The sequence below is a fragment of the Bacillus sp. M5A3_1b genome, from assembly GCF_053345335.1.
The window spans coordinates 110920-128820 of the sequence record NZ_JBKEZY010000001.1 but is presented as its reverse complement, the minus strand read 5'-3'; the positions used below and the strand labels follow the sequence as shown (position 1 = coordinate 128820).

Sequence of the window (17901 nt, the reverse complement as noted above, 5' to 3'; positions counted from 1 at the left end):
CGTATATACATATTTTGTTACAAGTTTTACTTCTTAAATTTGGTAATACTAAGACAGATATTCCCTGCTTAACGGCAGGGGCTTTTGTTAGCTAACGAGAAAGAATAAGATGGACCGTTTTTATGGACGGGGTCTTTTCTTGTAAATGGTACATGGCGGCAGGAAGGAGGCTGTTTATGGATAAGAAAGTCACAGAAGTTGTAGAAGCATTTGCGCAGCCAATCGTTGAAGAGTTAAATCTTGAACTTGTAGATGTAGAGTATGTGCAAGAAGGACAAGACTGGTTCTTACGCGTATTCATCGATTCTGAAAAGGGAGTCGACATTGAAGAATGCGGTGCGGTAAGTGAACGTTTAAGCGAAGCTTTAGATAAAGAGGATCCAATTCCTCATCTTTACTTTTTGGATGTATCATCTCCTGGAGCGGAACGCCCATTAAAGAAAGAGAAAGACTTCCAGCAAGCGGTAGGAAAACAAGTGGCAATTAAAACATATGAGCCGATTGATGGTGAAAAAATGTTTGAAGGAAAGCTACTTTCCTACGATGGTACTACAATTACATTATTATTAACAATTAAAACACGTAAAAAAGAAATCCAAATTTCAATGGATAAAGTTGCAAATGCGCGACTTGCTGTTACGTTTTAGTTAGAAGGGGGATCTTCATGAGCACTGAGTTGTTAGATGCCTTGCTCGTATTAGAGTCAGAAAAAGGAATTAGCAAAGATATTATTATTGATGCGATTGAAGCAGCGTTAATCTCTGCTTATAAACGCAATTTTAACCAAGCACAAAACGTTCGTGTGAGCTTTAACCCAGAAGTGGGAACAATTCAAGTTTTAGCACGTAAAGACGTTGTTGATAATGTGTTTGATCCACGTCTTGAAATTTCTGTTGAAGAAGCAAGACAAATTAATCCAAACTATCAAGATGGTGACGTACTAGAGATTGAAGTAACACCAAAAGATTTCGGTCGTATTGCAGCACAAACTGCAAAACAGGTTGTAACACAACGAGTGCGCGAAGCAGAGCGTGGTGTTATTTACTCTGAGTTTAGTGACCGTGAAGAAGATATCATGGTGGGTATCGTACAACGTCAAGATGCTCGTTTCATCTATGTAAGCTTAGGGAAAGTAGAAGCTTTATTACCTGTAAGTGAGCAAATGCCAAACGAACAGTACAAACCACATGATCGTATTCGCGTATTCATTACGAAAGTAGAAAAAACAACGAAAGGACCACAAATTTACGTATCACGTACACATCCTGGTCTTTTAAAACGTTTATTCGAAATGGAAGTTCCTGAAATTTATGATGGAACTGTTGAAATTCGTTCTGTAGCACGCGAAGCAGGCGATCGCTCTAAAATTTCTGTACATGCAGAGAACATTGATGTTGATCCAGTAGGTTCTTGTGTAGGACCGAAAGGACAACGTGTACAACGCATTGTAGACGAACTAAAAGGCGAAAAGATTGACATCGTTCGCTGGTCAAATGATCCAGTAGAATATGTTGCAAATGCTTTAAGCCCATCACAAGTTGTTAAAGTGCTTGTAGATGAAGAAGAAAAAGCAACAACAGTTGTTGTTCCAGACCACCAACTTTCATTAGCTATTGGTAAGCGTGGACAAAATGCACGTCTTGCAGCTAAATTAACAGGTTGGAAAATTGATATTAAGAGTGAGTCTGATGCGAAACAACTTGGTATTGTAACAGAAGAAGATAGCGTAATCGCATTCGGATTCGATTCAGTTGAAGACGAAATCGAATAGAGGTGATGAGTATGAGCAATCGAAAAGTTCCGTTACGAAAATGTGTTGCAACGCAAGAAATGAAATCAAAACGAGAGCTCGTTCGCATTGTTCGTTCCAAAGAGGGAGAAGTGTCCATTGATTTAACTGGAAAGAAATCAGGACGAGGTGCTTATTTATCAAAAGATAAAGAAAGTATTCTTCAAGCCCAAAAGAAAAATGTTTTGGAACATCATCTAAAAGCGAAAATCGACGGTTCTCTATACGAAGAGCTTCTTGAGCTTGTTGAGAAGGAGTCGAAATAAGTGTCCGATTGGAAATCGTTTTTAGGACTAGCAAACCGGGCTCGGAAAATTATTTCGGGTGAAGAACTTGTTTTAAAAGAAGTACGAAGTGGCAAAGCAAAACTTGTATTGCTATCTGAAGATGCGTCAGCAAATACTACAAAACGCATCACGGATAAAGCGACGTATTACAACGTACCAATGAGAAAGGTCGAAAATCGACAACAATTAGGGCATGCGATTGGGAGAGACGAGCGAGTCGTTGTAGCTGTGTTAGATGAGGGCTTTGCGAAAAAGCTGCGTAGCATGCTCGATACAAATTACCGGGGGTGAAGGTATGAGTAAAATTCGAGTGCATGAATATGCAAAACAACATAATATCTCAAGTAAAGATCTTATGACAAAACTAAAAGAAATGAATATCGAGGTTTCGAATCATATGACAATGTTAGAAGATGAAGTAGTAAATAAATTAGATAATGCGTATCAAACTGAAAAACCTTCTGTTGCAGATGAGTTTGAAGTAGAAGAAAAAGTTGTTCGTAGTAAAAAGAACAGCAATAAGAAAAAGAAAAAAGGCAAGGGAAATGAAGACAAACGTCAAGATAACTTTGCTGGAAGACAACAAACACAAACTGTAGAAACACCAGATAAAGTTACTTTCTCTGGAAGTCTTACAGTAGGTGAGCTTGCTAAAAAATTAAGCAAAGAGCCATCTGAAATTATTAAGAAGCTCTTTATGCTTGGAATTATGGCAACAATTAACCAAGACTTAGATAAAGATACAATTGAGTTAATTGCTACTGATTATGGTATTGAAGTAGAAGAAGAAGTAGTTGTAAGTGAAACTGAATTTGAAACATTCATCGATGAGCAAGATGATGAAGAGAACTTAAAAGAGCGTCCAGCTGTAGTTACAATTATGGGGCACGTTGACCATGGTAAAACAACTTTACTTGACTCTATCCGTAATTCAAAAGTAACTGCAGGCGAAGCAGGTGGAATTACTCAGCATATTGGTGCATACCAAGTTGAAGTAAATGACAAGAAGATTACATTCTTAGATACGCCTGGTCACGCGGCATTTACAACGATGCGTGCTCGTGGTGCGCAAGTAACGGATATTACAATCCTTGTTGTTGCAGCTGATGACGGTGTTATGCCACAAACAGTTGAAGCAATTAGCCATGCGAAAGCAGCTGGAGTACCAATTATTGTAGCTGTGAATAAAATGGATAAACCAGCGGCAAATCCTGATCGTGTAATGCAAGAATTAACAGAATATGAATTAGTTCCAGAAGCTTGGGGCGGAGATACAATTTTCGTACCAATTTCTGCAATTCAAGGTGAAGGAATTGACAACTTATTAGAAATGATTCTTCTTGTAAGTGAAGTAGAAGAATATAAAGCAAATCCAAACCGCTATGCAACTGGTACTGTAATCGAAGCACAGCTTGATAAAGGTAAAGGAACTATCGCGACATTACTTGTTCAAAACGGTACACTTCGAGTTGGAGATCCAATCGTTGTTGGTACTTCATTCGGACGTGTTCGTGCAATGGTAAGTGATATTGGTCGTCGTGTAAAAGTTGCTGGTCCATCAACTCCTGTTGAAATTACAGGTTTAAACGAAGTACCACAAGCGGGAGATCGTTTCATGGCATTCGCTGATGAGAAGAAAGCTCGTCAAATCGGTGAATCACGTGCACAAGAAGCGTTACTTGCTCAGCGTGGTGAAAAATCTAAATTAAGCCTTGAAGATTTATTCCAACAAATCCAAGAAGGCGATGTAAAAGAAATTAACTTAATTGTAAAAGCAGACGTACAAGGTTCTGTAGAAGCAATGGCAGCGTCACTTCGTAAAATTGATGTTGAAGGTGTTAAAGTTAAAATTATCCATACAGGCGTAGGTGCGATTACAGAATCTGATGTTATTTTAGCTTCTGCATCTAATGCAATTGTAATTGGATTTAACGTACGCCCTGACGTGAATGCGAAGCGTACAGCTGAATTAGAGAATGTTGATGTTCGTTTACACCGTATTATCTATAAAGTAATCGAAGAAATCGAATCAGCAATGCAAGGTATGCTGGATCCAGAATTCGAAGAAAAAGTAATCGGTCAAGCGGAAGTACGCCAAACATTCAAAGTAACAAAAGTTGGAACAATCGCAGGTTGTTACGTAATTGACGGTAAAATTACACGTGATAGTGGCGTGCGTATTATCCGTGATGGCGTAGTAATTTTCGAAGGACAACTTGATACGTTAAAACGTTTCAAAGATGACGTAAAAGAAGTTGCACAAAACTATGAGTGTGGTATTACAATCGAGAGATATAATGATCTTAAAGAAGGGGACATCATTGAAGCGTACATTATGGAAGAAGTGAAGCGATGATTATCGCTTCACTCTCATTCGAGTGTATGATTTACGATGTGCATTCTTTAAAAGAGAAACGAGCAATTTTGCAACGGGTGCTAACTCGTGTGAAGCAGCGTTATAATGTAGCTGTTTCAGAAGTAGGGCATCAAGATGTATGGCAACGTACAGAAATTGCAATTGTTTCTGTATCCTCTAATCGTGTTATTTGTGAAAAAGAAATGAATCGTGTACTCGAGTATATCGATTCATTTCCTGAAATTGAACGTACAATAACACAATTGGAATGGTATTGAATGAGGTGAAGAGTTATGAAATTACGTGCAAACCGTGTAGGCGAGCAAATGAAAAAAGAATTAGGCGACATCATCAGTCGTAAAATTAAAGATCCACGTGTTGGATTTGTTACAGTAACAGATGTACAAGTGAGTGGAGATTTACAAATTGCTACAGTATATATTTCTGTTTTAGGTGATGAGGAACAGAAAGAAAGTACATTAAAAGGTTTAGCGAAGGCAAAAGGTTTCATTCGTTCAGAAATTGGCCAGCGTATTCGTCTTCGTAAAACACCGGAAATTTCCTTTGAGTTTGATGAGTCTATCGGATATGGTCATCGAATTGATACACTTTTACATCAAATTAATAAAGACGGTAAACGTGAAGAATAATGGATAGACATTTGTCTATCCATTTTTTCAATGCAAAATTAATTTTGGATAATTACTATGAAAGAATTATGATGAGGTGAACATATATGGAAGGTGTAGTATTATTACATAAGCCAAAAGGCATGACATCACATGATTGTGTATTTAAATTAAGAAAGATATTGCGTGAGAAACGAATTGGTCATACAGGAACATTAGATCCAGATGTAACAGGAGTATTACCTATTTGTGTAGGACGAGCAACGAAGATTGCACAATTTTTAACAAGTGAGACGAAAACATATGAAGGTGAAGTAACGCTTGGATTTTCAACGACAACTGAAGATGCTTCTGGTGAAGTTGTTGAAACGAAAAATGTAGATCGTGTTATTACTCGTAAGGAAGTAGAAGGGGCTCTTGCTGCATTAACAGGTACGATTGAACAAATGCCTCCGATGTTTTCAGCTGTAAAAGTTAACGGAAAAAAATTATATGAATATGCAAGAGCAGGACAAGAAGTTGAACGTCCAGTTCGTACAATTACAATTCATGAATTTGTATTACTAGATGACCGTGAAGTGTTTGAGGGGGAAAATATTTCATTCCGTTTCCGTGTAACGTGTAGTAAAGGGACATATGTAAGAACGTTAGCAGTAATGATTGGTGAAAAACTTGGTTTCCCATCACATATGTCTCACCTTGTAAGAACAGCTTCTGGTGAGTTTTTATTAGAAGATTGCATATCATTTGAAGAAATTGAAGAAAACGTGCAAAATGGAACAGTAGAGTCTATCTTCATTTCAATTGATGAAGCATTAAGTAAGTTTCCGAAAATGGTTGTAGATGAAAAGCAAGCAGAGAAAATAAAGAATGGTATGTTCTTAAAAAATGAATTGCAAATAACGGCGCCATTTATAACAGTGTTTGATACAAATAATCGTTGCCTTGCAATTTATGAGCACCATCCAAAACACCCTGGTATGCTAAAGCCGATGAAAGTACTTGTGAATAATCAAGAACTAAAGCTATAATGAATTATTGGAAGGATTATTACAGAAAAAGGTGAATTCAAGCGTGAAACTTATTCATTTAACTCATCCACATGAACAAAATAAATTAGAATTACCACCTACTGTAATGGCATTAGGATTTTTTGATGGCATTCATTTAGGACATCAATGTGTGATTCGAACTGCGAAACAAATAGCTGATGAACGAGGATATAAAAGTGCAGTTATGACATTTTATCCGCACCCATCTGTTGTTTTAGGAAAAAAGGAAGCGCATGCGGAGTATATTACACCAATGTGTGATAAAGAAAAAATAATCGAAAACTTAGGGATCGATATATTATATGTTATTAAATTTGATGAATCGTTTGCAGGCTTATTGCCACAACAATTTGTAGATGATTATATTATTGGTTTGAATGTAAAGCATGTAGTAGCAGGGTTTGATTATTCATATGGACGTTTAGGAAAAGGAAAGATGGAGACTTTACCATTTCATGCAAGAGGGGAGTTTACACAGACTGTGATTGAAAAAGTTGAATTTCAAGAAGAGAAAGTAAGTTCTACAGCATTACGAAAGTTAATTCGAAATGGCGAAATGGAACAAATTCCATCTATTTTAGGTAGAGCATATACAGTAGGAGGAACGGTTGTACACGGTGATAAGCGTGGACGTCAAATTGGTTTTCCCACAGCTAATATAGGTTTAAGTGATGAGTATCTATTACCACCTGTAGGTGTTTATGCAGTGAGATTAAAAGTTCAAGATGAATGGTACGATGGTGTATGTAATATTGGATATAAACCAACTTTTAAAGAAGATGAGCGTCAATTATCTATTGAAGTGCACTTATTTGAATTTAACAAAGACATATATGATCAAAATGTTACAGTAGAGTGGCATATGCGTATAAGAGAAGAAAAGAAATTCAATGGCATCGATGAGTTAGTTGAACAAATTGCAAAAGATAAGAAAATAGCACAAGTATATTTTGCGAACGAAAAGAATATACTTGCTTTTTCAAATGAAAAGTAGTATTCTATGTTATGTACTTTATGACAACCATTGCTTGGCATTGCGACTCACCGACGCTTGCTAGGTAATTGGGGGTTTAATTAATAGGAGGTGAAATAGGATGGCTTTAACACAAGAGCGTAAAAATGAAATCATTGCACAATTTAGAACTCATGAGACTGATACTGGTTCTCCAGAGGTTCAAATTGCTGTCCTAACGGAGCAAATTAACACTCTAAACGAGCACTTACGTACTCACAAGAAAGATCATCATTCACGTCGTGGTCTATTAAAGATGGTTGGTAAACGTCGTAACTTACTAACTTACCTTCGTAATAGCGATATCACACGTTACCGTGAATTAATCACAAAGCTTGGCTTACGTCGATAGTCAAAGAAGCGGGAATATTCCCGCTTTTTTGTTAGGTAAAAATATATCTTCTACCCTTTATAGCTTACCTCATTTTCGGTAATACTAGAGGTAGAATATTGTGATATACTATCCATTTACATAGAAGAATTGAATACTTTAAATTGAGAGGGGTACTTAAATGAGTCAAGAAAAGCAAGTCTTCTCGATAGATTTAGCTGGTCGTCAGCTAACAGTTGAAACAAGTCAGCTTGCGAAGCAAGCGAACGGAGCAGTATTAGTAAGATATGGCGATACAGCGGTTCTATCTACAGCAACTGCATCAAAAGAACCAAAAAATGTAGATTTCTTCCCACTTACAGTAAATTATGAAGAGCGTTTATATGCAGTCGGAAAAATTCCTGGCGGTTTCATTAAACGTGAAGGTCGTCCGAGTGAAAAAGCAATTTTGGCAAGTCGTTTAATCGACCGTCCAATTCGTCCGCTTTTCGCAGATGGTTTCCGTAACGAAGTACAAGTTGTCAGCATAGTAATGAGTGTTGATCAAGATTGTTCTTCTGAAATGGCAGCTATGCTTGGTTCTTCATTAGCGTTATCGATTTCAGATATTCCATTTGAAGGCCCAATCGCGGGTGCAACAGTTGGTCGTATTAACGGCGAATTCGTTATTAATCCAACAGTAGAACAGCAAGAACAAAGTGATATTCACCTTGTTGTAGCTGGTACGAAAGATGCAATTAACATGGTTGAAGCAGGAGCAGATCAAGTGCCTGAAGAAACAATGTTAGAAGCAATTATGTTTGGACATGACGAAATTAAACGTCTAATTGCATTCCAAGAAGAGATTGTACAAGCTGTAGGTAAAGAGAAATCAGAAGTGAAACTTTATGAAGTTGACGCTGATCTTAATCAAGCTGTACGTGAAATGTCTGAGAAGGATATGCATTCTGCAATTCAAGTACATGAGAAACATGCACGTGAAGATGCAATTAACGAAGTGAAAAAGCGTGTAATTGAGCATTACGAAGCGCAGGAAGCTGACGCTGATACATTAGGACAAGTAAGTGAGATTTTATATAAAATTGTAAAAGAAGAAGTACGTCGTCTTATTACAGTTGAAAAAATCCGCCCAGATGGCCGTAAAGGTGACGAAATCCGTCCATTAGCATCAGAGGTTGGTATTTTATCTCGTACACACGGTTCTGGTTTATTCACACGTGGACAAACACAAGCATTAAGTATTTGTACATTAGGTGCATTAGGCGATGTACAAATTTTAGATGGTCTTGGTGTAGAAGAATCAAAACGTTTTATGCACCATTACAATTTCCCATCATTTAGTGTTGGTGAAACAAGACCGATGCGTGGACCAGGTCGTCGTGAAATTGGTCACGGTGCACTAGGAGAACGTGCTCTTGAGCCTGTAATTCCATCTGAAAAAGATTTCCCATATACAGTACGTCTTGTATCTGAAGTTTTAGAATCAAATGGTTCTACTTCACAAGCAAGTATTTGTGGTAGTACTTTAGCAATGATGGATGCTGGTGTTCCGCTTAAAGCTCCAGTTGCAGGTATTGCAATGGGGCTAGTTAAAACTGGTGAGCATTACACAATTTTATCTGATATTCAAGGTATGGAAGATCATTTAGGTGATATGGACTTTAAAGTAGCAGGTACAGCAAAAGGTGTAACTGCACTGCAAATGGACATTAAAATCGATGGTTTATCTCGTGAAATTTTAGAAGAGGCATTACAACAAGCAAAAGTTGGTCGTGTTCACATTCTAAATCATATGTTATCTGTTATTGCAGAGCCACGTACTGAATTATCAGCTTATGCTCCAAAGATTATTACAATGACAATTAACCCAGATAAAATCCGTGACGTTATTGGGCCGAGCGGTAAACAAATCAATAAAATTATTGAAGAAACTGGCGTTAAAATTGACATCGAGCAAGATGGTACAGTATTCATTTCTTCAATAAATCAAGAAATGAATGACAAAGCTAAGAAAATTATCGAAGATATCGTTCGCGAAGTACAAGTAGGTGAAATCTACGAAGGAAAAGTGAAACGTGTTGAGAAATTCGGTGCTTTCGTTGAATTATTCAGCGGTAAAGACGGATTAGTTCACATTTCTGAACTTGCACTTGAGCGCGTAGGTAAAGTAGAAGACGTTGTGAAAATCGGTGATGTAATTACAGTTAAAGTTATCGAGATTGACAAGCAAGGTCGCGTGAATCTATCTAGAAAAGTATTGCTAAAAGAAGAGCAAGAAAAAGAAGCTGCTAAAGAAGAAAATAAACAAGAGCAGCAATAAGTAAAAGCCAGTTAAACTGGCTTTTTTTGTTATGTAAAAAATATGATTTACATATATTTTTATGTCAGTATAGGTATAGTTTTCATTATAACGCTCAAATTAACAAAGATAAGAAGAAAAAAGGTTTTTATATAGTTAATGGGAGGGTTTATATGAAAGCTCGTGTATTGGCATACATATGTATATTCTTTTTATATGTCAGTGTAGGCTCTTATTCCGTTTTTGCACAGGATAACTTATATGAAGAAATTCAAAAACATGCAAAACAATATGAGATTGCACCTCAAGATGCGATGATTGATAAAATATGGAAATCAACACCAGGATATAATGGAAGACAAGTTGATATCGAAGCATCCTATAATAATATGAAGAAACTAAAGAAATTTGATCAAAGAAATCTTGAATTCAAGGAAGTATCACCGAGTGTCCACTTAGAAGATTTATCACCAGCCCCAATTTATAGGGGACATCCAAATAAAAAGATGGTGGGATTAACAATAAATGTGGCGTGGGGAAACGAGTATTTGCCTCGTATATTAGAAATATTGAAAAAACATGATGTGAAAGCGACTTTCTTTTTAGAAGGACGTTGGGTGAAGGAAAATTTGCGATTTGCCAAAATGATTGTTGATGCAAATCAAGAAGTCGGAAATCATTCTTACACACACCCTAATATGAAAACGCTATCTTCTGATGAAATCCGAGATCAGTTACAAAAAACAAATCGAATGATCGAAGCAGCTACGAATCAAAAGGTAAGATGGTTTGCTCCGCCGAGTGGAAGTTTTCGGGATGAAGTCGTGAAAATTGCAGATGATTTCCAAATGGGAACGATTATGTGGACTGTAGATACAATTGATTGGAAGCGACCGGATCCAGATGTACTATTGCAGAGAGTGATGAGAAAAATACATCCAGGTGCTATCGTATTAATGCATCCAACGTCATCTACAGCAGAAGCATTAGATACAATGATTACAAAATTGAAGGAACAAGGATATAAAGTAGGGAATATAACAGAATTACTGGATGAAAAACGTGTGGATTAAATACATTTGCATGACATTCATCCTTAAACTTGTTATCATTAAATAATAGCACTTATTTAGAGAAACTGGCAGTAGGAGGAAAGTTTTTGATTAAAAAATATACTTGTAAAAATGGTGTAAGAATTGTTATGGAGAATATACCAACTGTAAGATCGGTTGCGATTGGTATTTGGATCCATGCGGGATCAAGAAATGAAAATGAAAAAAATAACGGGGTTTCCCACTTTTTAGAGCATATGTTCTTTAAAGGAACAGAAACACGTAGTGCACGCGAAATTGCAGAATCATTTGATAGCATTGGTGGGCAAGTGAATGCTTTTACTTCAAAAGAATACACTTGTTATTATGCAAAAGTGCTAGATGAGCATGCTAAATATGCTTTAGATGTATTAGCAGATATGTTCTTTAATTCAACATTTGATGAGGAAGAACTGAAAAAAGAGAAGAATGTCGTATGTGAAGAAATTAAAATGTACGAAGATGCTCCAGATGATATTGTGCATGATATGTTAACGAAAGCAACATATGAAACGCATCCGCTTGGATATCCTATTTTAGGAACAGAAGAAACGCTTGATACGTTTACAGGTGATACGCTACGCCAATATATCAAGGATCATTACACACCTGAAAATGTCGTTGTTTCAGTTGCAGGAAATATTGATGAAGCCTTTTTACAAACAGTAGAGCAATATTTCGGTAGTTATGAAGGAACAACAAATCGTGAACAAGTACATAGCCCAATTTTCCATTTTAATAAGGTAGCACGTAAAAAGGAAACAGAACAAGCTCATTTATGTTTAGGATATAAAGGCTTACAAATGGGACACGAAGATATTTATAACTTAATTGTATTGAATAACGTTTTAGGCGGTAGTATGAGTAGCCGTTTATTCCAAGAAGTACGTGAGCAACGCGGGTTAGCCTATTCAGTATTTTCTTACCATTCTTCTTATGAAGATACAGGTATGTTAACGCTGTATGGTGGAACAGGTAGCCAACAATTAGATACACTGTATGAAACAATGCAAGAAACATTAGAAACATTGAAAAATACAGGTATTACAGAAAAAGAGCTTATTAATAGTAAAGAGCAATTAAAAGGAAACTTAATGTTAAGTTTAGAAAGTACGAATAGCCGTATGAGCCGTAATGGTAAAAATGAATTGCTACTTCGTAAGCATCGTTCACTTGATGAGATTATTGAAAGTGTAAACACAGTAACAAAAGAAAATGTTGATGAGTTAATTCGTAACATGTTTACAGATGAATTCTCTGCAGCATTAATTAGTCCAGATGGAAAACTTCCAAAAGGAATAAAACTATAATTACTTTATATGAAGTATGTAAAAATAACCGTATCTCTTTTAAATGAGATACGGTTATTTTTTTTGGATATACAGAATAGGTACTAATTATAGATAACTTAAATTCATAATTCGGTAGGGGGAGAGTGTATGCGATTAAGTGAATTAAGTGGCAAAGAAATCGTAAATTTAGAAAGAGCAGAAAAAATGGGAGTTTTAGGTTATGTGGATTTAGAGATTGATGAGAAGGATGGCCAAATACAGGCTCTTATCATACCGGCTGGGAAATGGGGAGGTTTTAAAAAGGAACCACAAGAAGTAAGAGTCACGTGGAGCCAAATTAAGAAAGTAGGGCACGATATGATCCTTTGTGATATTACGGATCATTCAAAATCGAAGTGAAAGGTGGCCATTTTGGTCATCTTTTTTTGTTCATTCTCCTCTGAGTAAAAGCTCACATGAATCGAGCGTTTACCGGAAATCAATTTCCCGTATAATGTCCTCTCATATGTCGAATGTTGAGATGGAGGTCTAACTGCATACAAATAGCGGGATAAATCATACGTGCTTTTGTTTTTCAATCACCTAAAACTCGTACATTACATATGATGTGGAGGAAAAAGAAAAAGTAGGCACTTTTCTTATAAATGACAGAAAAAGAAGGTGAATTAGGGAATGTTGACTGAGATGCATATTGCTGTCATAGGAGGAGATGCAAGACAGCTAGAAGTAATTCGCAAGCTAGTTGAATTGGATGCGAAACTTTCATTGATAGGGTTTGATCAGTTAGATCATGGCTTCACAGGGGCAGCAAAAGAAAGTATACAAAATTTAGATTTCACTTCTGTAGATGCAATTATTTTGCCAGTTGCAGGTACAAATGCCAAGGGAGAAGTAGATACTATTTTTTCAAACGAAAAAGTTTCTATAACGAAAGAACAAATTGAAAATACACCAGAACACTTTACTATATATTCAGGTATTGGTACGCCTTACTTGGAAAATCTCGTATCTACTACAAACCGCAAACTTGTTAAATTATTTGATCGTGATGATGTGGCAATCTACAATTCTATACCAACTGTAGAAGGTACATTAATGATGGTAATTCAACATACCGACTATACAATTCATGGTTCCAATGTAATGGTTTTAGGATTTGGTAGAACAGGGATGAGTGTTGCCAGAGCATTTCAATCATTAGGAGCCCATGTCAAAGTTGGAGCAAGACGATCGGAACATATTGCACGTATTACAGAAATGATGTTTTCTCCTTTTCATATGCAAAATATTGAGAAAGAAGTAGGAAATATCGATATTGTCATTAATACAATTCCGCATCTCGTCGTGACAGCGAATGTTATTTCGAAAATGCCGGCTCATACGTTAGTAATTGATTTAGCTTCTAAACCAGGCGGTACCGACTTTAGATATGCGGAAAAAAGAGGAGTCAAAGCGCTGTTAGCACCTGGATTACCAGGTATTGTTGCTCCAAAAACAGCAGGACAAATTTTAGCGAACGTTCTTTCTCAGTTACTAGCAGAAGACGTAATAGCAAGAAAGGAGAATGGGGAATGAATTTAAAAGGGAAAAGAATAGGGTTTGGTTTTACTGGTTCACATTGTACGTACGAAGAAGTAATGCCTCATTTAGAAAAATTAATTGCTGAGGGAGCAGAAGTACGCCCCGTTGTTTCTTACACTGTTCAATCAACAAATACGAGATTTGGAGAAGGAGCAGAGTGGATTAAAAAGATTGAAGAAGTAACAGGATTTAAAGCAATTAATTCAATCGTTGGCGCAGAACCACTAGGACCTAAAATTCCACTAGATTGTATGGTAATTGCACCACTAACAGGAAATTCTATGAGTAAATTTGCAAATGCAATGACAGACTCTCCAGTACTAATGGCAGCGAAAGCGACGTTAAGAAATGGCAAGCCTGTCGTATTGGCTGTTTCGACGAATGATGCTTTAGGGTTGAATGGAGTAAATCTCATGCGCCTAATGGCAACAAAAAACATCTACTTCGTCCCATTCGGTCAAGATGCACCAGAGAAAAAACCAAACTCAATGGTAGCTCGCATGGAGCTGCTGGAAGATACAGTATTAGAAGCGCTGCAAGGGAAGCAATTGCAACCGGTTGTCGTAGAAAAATTCAGATATATGAATTAAAAAACGAAAAAAAACGGACAATTTTTGATGAAACCATCATTCTTACTGTAGAATATGATAAAATTAACGTTATTAAGATTAGAAGGGGTATTGTATACTCCTTCTAATTCTAAGTTATAGAAGGATTGGTATCTAGAAAGGGGCATAGTGATGGAAAAGCAAAAAACTTTTCATGTCGCTGTAGTTGGAGCAACCGGCGCAGTTGGTGAACAAATGTTAAATACTTTAGAGAAACGAGAATTTCCAATCGGGAAGTTAACGTTACTTTCATCTAAACGATCTGCAGGTAAGAAACTTGTATTTAAAGGCGAAGAATTTACAGTTCAAGAGGCAACTCCTGAAAGTTTTGAAGGAGTAGATATCGCACTATTTAGTGCTGGTGGATCTGTATCAAAACAATTAGCGCCAGAAGCAGCAAAGCGCGGTGCGATTGTTGTTGATAATACAAGTGCATTCCGTATGACAGAAAACGTGCCACTTGTTGTACCTGAAGTAAATGAAAACGACTTAAAAGAACATAATGGTATTATTGCAAATCCAAACTGTTCTACAATTCAAATGGTAGTAGCTCTTGAGCCAGTTCGTCAGCAATATGGTTTAAAACGAGTAATCGTTTCCACATATCAAGCTGTATCAGGTGCTGGTGCGGCAGCGATTGAAGAACTTCATGAACAATCACAAGCAATCTTAAATGGTGAAGAAGTGAAGGCGAATGTTTTACCTGTATCAGGTGATAAGAAACATTTCCAAATTGCTTTCAACGCGATTCCACAGATTGATAAATTCCAAGATAATGGATTTACGTTTGAAGAAATGAAAATGATTAATGAAACGAAAAAAATTATGCATATGCCTGAATTAGAAGTAGCGGCAACATGTGTACGTTTACCAGTTGTATCAGGTCACTCTGAGTCTGTTTACATCGAAGTAGAAAAAGAAGGCGTAACAGTAGAAGAATTCAAGAGCTTACTTGCAAATGCGGAAGGTATCGTTCTGCAAGATAATCCAGAAGAGCAGTTATATCCAATGCCAGCTACTGCAGTAGGTAAAAACGAAGTATTCGTTGGAAGAATCCGTAAAGATTTAAATAACGATAAAGGATTCCATCTTTGGGTCGTATCTGATAACTTATTAAAAGGCGCTGCATGGAATTCTGTTCAAATTGCAGAGCGCTTAGTAAAATTACAATTAGTGTAAACGGCTAAGAGAAGGTGCAAAATATGAAAATTATTGTTCAAAAATTTGGTGGCACATCCGTACGTGATGAAAATGGACGTAAGCATGCGCTTCATCATATAAAAAAATCGCTAGATGCGGGTTATAAAGTAGTTACTGTCGTATCTGCTATGGGCCGTAAAGGTGAACCATATGCAACTGATACTTTGTTAAGTCTTGTAAATCAAGAGGAATCTCGCATTTCTAATCGTGAGCAAGATTTATTATTATCATGCGGAGAATTAATCTCAGCAATCGTCTTCTCTAACATGTTAAATGAGAACGGTATAAAAGCAGCGGCATTAAATGGTGCACAAGCTGGTTTTGTAACAAATGATGATTTTACAAATGCTAAGATTATTGAAATGAACTGCGATCGTATACATGAAGAGCTAGAAAATCTAGATGTAATCGTCGTTACAGGATTCCAAGGACAAACGAAAAAAGGTGATACGACAACACTTGGACGCGGAGGTAGCGATACTTCAGCTTCTGCATTAGGTGTTGCGCTTCATGCTGAATTTATTGATATCTTTACAGATGTAGAAGGTGTTATGACTGCGGATCCTCGCATTGTAAAAGATGCACGTCATCTTCAAACGGTAACATACAATGAAATTTGTAACATGGCATATCAAGGTGCAAAAGTCGTTCATCCACGTGCAGTTGAAATTGCGATGCATGCCAAAGTACCACTTCGTGTACGTTCTACGTATTCTGATAGTGAAGGTACGCTTATTTCAGCATCGGACGGTGCGACAAAAGGTCGTGATGTAGAAGAACGTCCTGTTACAGGTATCGCTCATGTATCAAATGTGACGCAAATTAAAGTGCTTGCAAAAGAAACAGCATATGATTTGCAACAGCATGTGTTTAAAGAAATGGCGAATGAAGGAATCAGTGTCGATTTAATTAACATTTCACCTACTGGGGTAGCTTATACGGTGAGTGATAGTGTATCAAGTCGTGCAGTTGAATTATTAAAAAACCTTGGATATGAGCCAATTGTGACAGAGCATTGTGCAAAAGTATCTATTGTAGGAGCTGGAATGGCAGGATACCCAGGGGTTACTGCGAAAATCGTTACAGCTTTAGCGGAAAAAGGTATTCAAATTCTGCAATCGGCAGATAGCCATACGACAATTTGGGTTCTTGTAAAAGAAACTGATTTAGTGGAGGCTGTAAATGCATTACATAGTGCGTTTGAGCTTTCAAAAGAAAAGCAACTGGAACAATAAGGAGTGAGACCATGATAGATTTTGGGACAATTGCAACCGCGATGGTAACTCCGTTTGATAAAAACGGAAATATCGATTTTGCGAAGACAACGAAATTGGTAAATTATTTAATAGATAACGGTACAACAGCAATCGTGGTAGGAGGAACGACAGGAGAATCTCCTACATTAACTTCAGAAGAAAAAGTAGCGTTATATCGCCATGTCGTATCTGTTGTCGATAAAAGGGTGCCCGTAATCGCTGGAACAGGTAGTAATAATACGCATGCTTCTATTGACTTAACGAAAAAGGCGACAGAGGTTGGTGTTGATGCAGTAATGCTAGTAGCACCGTATTATAACAAACCGAGTCAAGAAGGAATGTATCAGCACTTTAAAGCAATTGCTGAAAGCACGCCGCTTCCGGTTATGCTATATAACGTTCCAGGACGATCTATTGTACAAATCTCCGTTGATACAGTTGTTCGTTTATCAGAAATAGAAAACATTGTTGCGATTAAAGATGCAGGCGGCGATGTGTTAACAATGACAGAAATCATTGAAAAAACAGCGGACGACTTTGCAGTATACAGCGGTGATGATGGTTTAACGTTACCAGCTATGGCAGTTGGAGCGAAAGGTATCGTTTCTGTAGCATCTCATGTGATTGGAAATGAAATGCAAGAAATGATTGCAGCATTCCAAGCAGGAGAATTTAAAAAGGCGCAAAAATTACATCAATTACTTGTAAGAGTAACGGATTCATTATTTATGGCGCCAAGCCCGACGCCAGTAAAAACAGCGTTACAAATGGTTGGGTTAGATGTAGGTTCTGTACGTTTACCACTTCTTCCATTAACAGAAGAAGAAAGAGTAACGTTACAATCTGTTATGCAATCTATCCCTCGTTAATAAAAAATGACCTAGTGTAGAACTAGGTCATTTTTTTATGGTATGAAAATCTTTGCCGCTCTTTTTAACCTACCATATTACTCCATGTGTTTGATCGCTTTTTCATTATGTATTGCAACATGTACAAGAAAATAATTGTACCCCTTTAAATGAATCAAAAAAACACAGTTATTATAGAATAAACATTTGTATAAACGTAATAAACTATCGATTCTGTTTTTCAGAGGAATTGTCTCAAATGTGACGAGA

General features: G+C 37.0%; 19 protein-coding genes. All 19 read left to right on the top strand.

Features of this window, described 5'->3' with window-relative positions:
* Positions 1-176: 176 nt before the first annotated feature.
* The 19 genes from rimP to dapA all read left to right on the top strand — a co-directional run bounded on the left by rimP (position 177) and on the right by dapA (position 17652).
* Positions 177-647: a ribosome maturation factor RimP gene (gene rimP / locus ACLBWW_RS00610; protein ID WP_000359099.1), complete on the top strand. Its 471-nt coding sequence runs from the start codon at positions 177-179 to the stop codon at positions 645-647.
* A gap of 17 nt (positions 648-664) precedes the next feature.
* On the top strand, positions 665-1771 hold the full coding sequence (nusA, locus tag ACLBWW_RS00605) for a transcription termination factor NusA (protein WP_000102596.1): 1107 nt from the start codon (positions 665-667) through the stop codon (positions 1769-1771).
* Positions 1772-1782: 11 nt separating this feature from the next.
* On the top strand, positions 1783-2055 hold the full coding sequence (gene rnpM / locus ACLBWW_RS00600) for an RNase P modulator RnpM (RefSeq protein WP_000071127.1): 273 nt from the start codon (positions 1783-1785) through the stop codon (positions 2053-2055).
* On the top strand, positions 2056-2367 hold the full coding sequence (locus ACLBWW_RS00595) for a YlxQ family RNA-binding protein (protein WP_001286521.1): 312 nt from the start codon (positions 2056-2058) through the stop codon (positions 2365-2367).
* Between the two features lie 4 nt (positions 2368-2371).
* On the top strand, positions 2372-4432 hold the full coding sequence (gene infB / locus ACLBWW_RS00590) for a translation initiation factor IF-2 (protein WP_000036353.1): 2061 nt from the start codon (positions 2372-2374) through the stop codon (positions 4430-4432).
* Complete coding sequence (locus ACLBWW_RS00585) at positions 4429-4710, top strand: DUF503 domain-containing protein (RefSeq protein ID WP_000582364.1); 282 nt, start codon at positions 4429-4431, stop codon at positions 4708-4710. The genes infB and ACLBWW_RS00585 overlap by 4 nt, the downstream gene beginning before the upstream one ends.
* A gap of 15 nt (positions 4711-4725) precedes the next feature.
* Positions 4726-5082: a 30S ribosome-binding factor RbfA gene (gene rbfA, locus ACLBWW_RS00580; protein ID WP_000776445.1), complete on the top strand. Its 357-nt coding sequence runs from the start codon at positions 4726-4728 to the stop codon at positions 5080-5082.
* An 86-nt stretch (positions 5083-5168) separates the two neighbouring features.
* The gene (gene truB / locus ACLBWW_RS00575; RefSeq protein WP_048545987.1) at positions 5169-6092 is read left to right on the top strand and encodes a tRNA pseudouridine(55) synthase TruB; all 924 of its coding nucleotides are present in this window, start codon (positions 5169-5171) and stop codon (positions 6090-6092) included.
* A 43-nt stretch (positions 6093-6135) separates the two neighbouring features.
* Positions 6136-7107, top strand: a complete 972-nt coding sequence (gene ribF / locus ACLBWW_RS00570) for a bifunctional riboflavin kinase/FAD synthetase (RefSeq protein WP_048545985.1) — start codon at positions 6136-6138, stop codon at positions 7105-7107.
* A 100-nt stretch (positions 7108-7207) separates the two neighbouring features.
* Complete coding sequence (gene rpsO, locus ACLBWW_RS00565; RefSeq protein WP_001229392.1) at positions 7208-7477, top strand: 30S ribosomal protein S15; 270 nt, start codon at positions 7208-7210, stop codon at positions 7475-7477.
* Between the two features lie 160 nt (positions 7478-7637).
* Positions 7638-9776 (top strand): polyribonucleotide nucleotidyltransferase, encoded by a 2139-nt coding sequence (pnp, locus tag ACLBWW_RS00560; protein ID WP_046957398.1) that lies wholly within the window; start codon positions 7638-7640, stop codon positions 9774-9776.
* A gap of 152 nt (positions 9777-9928) precedes the next feature.
* Positions 9929-10828, top strand: a complete 900-nt coding sequence (locus tag ACLBWW_RS00555; RefSeq protein WP_048545983.1) for a polysaccharide deacetylase family protein — start codon at positions 9929-9931, stop codon at positions 10826-10828.
* An 86-nt stretch (positions 10829-10914) separates the two neighbouring features.
* The gene (locus tag ACLBWW_RS00550) at positions 10915-12156 is read left to right on the top strand and encodes a M16 family metallopeptidase (protein WP_000593006.1); all 1242 of its coding nucleotides are present in this window, start codon (positions 10915-10917) and stop codon (positions 12154-12156) included.
* Between the two features lie 129 nt (positions 12157-12285).
* The gene (locus ACLBWW_RS00545; protein WP_048545981.1) at positions 12286-12537 is read left to right on the top strand and encodes a YlmC/YmxH family sporulation protein; all 252 of its coding nucleotides are present in this window, start codon (positions 12286-12288) and stop codon (positions 12535-12537) included.
* A gap of 273 nt (positions 12538-12810) precedes the next feature.
* Positions 12811-13713, top strand: coding sequence for a dipicolinic acid synthetase subunit A (gene dpaA, locus ACLBWW_RS00540; protein ID WP_000954740.1), 903 nt, complete (start codon positions 12811-12813; stop codon positions 13711-13713).
* Positions 13710-14309, top strand: a complete 600-nt coding sequence (gene dpaB, locus ACLBWW_RS00535; protein WP_001049480.1) for a dipicolinate synthase subunit B — start codon at positions 13710-13712, stop codon at positions 14307-14309. The genes dpaA and dpaB overlap by 4 nt, the downstream gene beginning before the upstream one ends.
* Before the next feature lie 150 nt (positions 14310-14459).
* Positions 14460-15506 carry an aspartate-semialdehyde dehydrogenase gene (gene asd, locus ACLBWW_RS00530; protein WP_000414854.1) on the top strand — a complete coding sequence of 349 codons (1047 nt, stop codon included), beginning with the start codon at positions 14460-14462 and terminating at the stop codon, positions 15504-15506.
* A gap of 23 nt (positions 15507-15529) precedes the next feature.
* Positions 15530-16762 (top strand): aspartate kinase, encoded by a 1233-nt coding sequence (gene dapG / locus ACLBWW_RS00525; protein ID WP_000692477.1) that lies wholly within the window; start codon positions 15530-15532, stop codon positions 16760-16762.
* 11 nt (positions 16763-16773) lie between these two features.
* Entirely contained in the window at positions 16774-17652 is an 879-nt protein-coding gene (gene dapA / locus ACLBWW_RS00520) for a 4-hydroxy-tetrahydrodipicolinate synthase (protein ID WP_000564777.1), read from the top strand.
* Positions 17653-17901: the final 249 nt, after the last annotated feature.